This is a genomic window from Cryobacterium sp. MLB-32 (assembly GCF_000738085.1).
Lineage (GTDB): Bacteria > Actinomycetota > Actinomycetes > Actinomycetales > Microbacteriaceae > Cryobacterium.
In genome coordinates this window covers 1-2,695 of the sequence record NZ_JPRS01000370.1, presented here as the reverse complement: position 1 = coordinate 2,695, position 2,695 = coordinate 1, and the positions used below count along the sequence as shown (strand labels likewise).

The following is a 2,695-nucleotide window of genomic DNA, read 5'->3' as shown; positions in this document are numbered from 1 at the left end:
GGCGAACACGGACAAGACCAGCAGAACGAGAAGTAACGCGTTCAGCGCAAACGAGGTCCAACGGCGCATCTTTGCCTCCTTGATCTACTCGACTCTTGCTACAGGCACCATACTTGCACATCGACCTAAGGAGCATCGCCGGCGGCATCACTACAGCGGCCCGGCATCGTCGCAAGACTTGTCCGGAATCTGTCGAAGCAAAGCGGAACGGGCTCAAACTCGAGGTCTGGCCCAGTAGTTTGGCGCTAAGGGTTGAGGTGGCGGTAGATCGTTGCTCGTGAGACGCCGAGGGCTTTGGCGATTTGGGTGGGGGTTTCGCCGCGTTGCTGTCGGGCTTTGGCCGCTGCGAGGGTATCGGGTGTTATGACGGTCGGACGTCCACCGACCCGGCCCTGGGCACGAGCGGTGGTGAGGCCGGCGAGGGTGCGTTCGCGAATCATGTCCCGTTCGAGTTCGGCGAAGGCGGCCATCATGGTGAAGAAGAATTTGCCTTCTCCGGTGGGCCGGTAGGTTCCGGAGAGTGTGCCGGTGAGGATCTGGAGGGCGATGTGTTTGTCGTGGAGGTCGTCGGCGATGGTGAGGACTTCTTTGACGGATCGGCCGAGGCGGTCCAGTTTCCAGACGCAGAGGGTGTCGCCTGGTCGGAGGTAGTCGAGCGCGGCGATCAGCCCGGGCCGGCTGGGTGTGCGGCTGGAGATGGTGTCAGTGAAGATCCGCCCGCAGCCGACGGATGTGAGTGCGTCGTGTTGCATGGTGGTGTCTTGGCTGTGGGTGGAAACGCGGGCGTAGCCGACGAGGGTGACGTGTGTGGTGGCCATCCGTCTATCGTCTCAGAATCGTCTCAGAACCTCGTCAGTTCTGGCTATGTTTTGAGACGGGTTATGGACGTTCTCGCCGCGGCGTGTCGTTGATGGTGCTGTTGTCTCGAAATGTACCGTTTGTGGACACCGGTCAATCGCCGCCACTTGCGGAGGTTGGGTCGCGGAGGGGACGATCGGTGCGGCCGCGATGTTCACGCACTTCCTGCCGCAGCTTGGCGGCCTCGTCCCGCAGCTGAGCGAGTTGTTGGTCTTGTATGGAGCGAAGATCGCTGACGCGTTGGTCACCGTGAGTTCGCTCACGCCGTGCGGTTGCCCGTGCTGCGTCGCGTTCCGCGATTGCGGTGGCCAGATTCCCGCGCAGCGAGATGGCTTCCTCCCGAAGGGTGTCGTGAAGAATGCGTGCGTGGTCCCGTTCGTCCCGAACGTTCGCGAGGTCAGCTTCGGCGCGCTGCGCTCGTGCCGCGTTGTCGTCGGCGCGAGCGACCGCGCCCCGAGCACGTTCTTCGGCTTCGGCCCACGCGGTAGAAGCCGTCTCGGCCCGCTCTGTGGCGTCGTCGCGGTCGTGCTCAGCATCCCCCCAGTCGCGTGCGTATGGTCGCCAGCTGCGCCAGTGCCTGTGCGTTTTGGGCCTCGGCCGCAGCCCGGACGGCGACCAACTCGGCCGTCACCTGGTCGAGAGCCTGCGCCTGGTCCCCCAGCTCGTGCCGGGTAGCGGCGAGGGCAGCCTGCTGCTGCTCGGCTCGCGCGGACGCTTCACATGCTGCGGCGTCGGCCTCCAGCCGCTCCGCCTCGGCCTGGCGCCCAGCGTGCTCGGCGCGGCTGGTTCGGGCGGTTGCGGCGGCGATGTGTGCGGCGGCCTCAGCCATCACTGCTTCGATCTGGGCCTCAGCGGCATCCGGATCAGCCACAATCCGAAGCTCATCGATGAAGGCGGTGAGTTGCTGGACCAGGTGCGGAGCCATCCCGGCGACCTGGTCGCAGAGCTCGCCCGCCCGCTGGCGGGCAGCGTCAACGGGGCGTTTCTCATCCGGGGCGTTCCCGCTCAGCTCGTCGGCCAGACGGTGCCGTGCGCGCCAGCCGGCGGCCCGGTTGTGCCCGTCGTTGTCGCAGTACTCGGGGGGCCGGCCCGTGCCAGAGTCCGCGCTCACGGCGGGGCGGACGCACCCCGGGAACCGGCACGGACGTTGCTCGCTCTGCTGCACCTCCTCACTCTTATCGCGCCGCCAGGGAACCCAGCCGGCCATACCCATCTGCCGCAACCGGTCCGGGGTGACGCCGGTGCGCTCGGCCAGAACATCGATCATGCCGGACATTGCCGCCACGTCGATGTCCTCCGGGGCACTCCATCTGAGCGTGAAGCCGAGGTCCTCGCCCAGGAGGGTGAGGTCGGTGCCGTAGCAAGCGGCGATACGGCGCAGCCAGGAGTAGAACGTTTCACCGTCGATCGGGGCCGGATGGAGGGGCCACCGGCGCGGCCCGATCACGATGTCCCGGTCACGATGTCCCGGTCACAGTAGTTCCCGTTCGAATACGCGCTTTCGGTCGGTGGGCCCGAGGTAGTCGGCCATGACCAGGGTGCGTTGGTTGATGCTTTCCTCACCGCTTTCCACAGCGGCGATCGCCGCAGCGGTCAGGAGGTGGGCGAGTTCCCCGATGGTTCCCTCGCAGCGAGCCAGCAAATATTGGGCCATGTCGTCGGTCGCGATGGTCGACGGGTGCTGCAGTGGCAACGCTCTCGCGAAGCTGGCTAACAACGACACGGTGTCGGCATTGACAGTCCACAGGGGAAGGACGACGGGTTCGAATCGGTTCTCGAGCTGGTCGTCGGATCGGATGGCAAGATACGCCTCTCGTGTTCCGACGCCGATGATGGG

The 2,695-nt window shown here is 65.8% G+C and carries 3 protein-coding genes; all 3 read right to left on the bottom strand.

The window, feature by feature from the left end:
• Positions 1-245 precede the first annotated feature (245 nt).
• Entirely contained in the window at positions 246-818 is a 573-nt protein-coding gene (locus JF66_RS18665; protein WP_035880365.1) for a recombinase family protein, read from the bottom strand.
• Positions 819-1,387: 569 nt separating this feature from the next.
• Positions 1,388-2,305 (bottom strand): TniQ family protein, encoded by a 918-nt coding sequence (locus JF66_RS21965; protein ID WP_051973755.1) that lies wholly within the window; start codon positions 2,303-2,305, stop codon positions 1,388-1,390.
• 24 nt (positions 2,306-2,329) lie between these two features.
• Positions 2,330-2,695: TniB family NTP-binding protein (locus JF66_RS18650; protein ID WP_035880359.1), on the bottom strand; the 366-nt coding region annotated here is incomplete at its 5' end.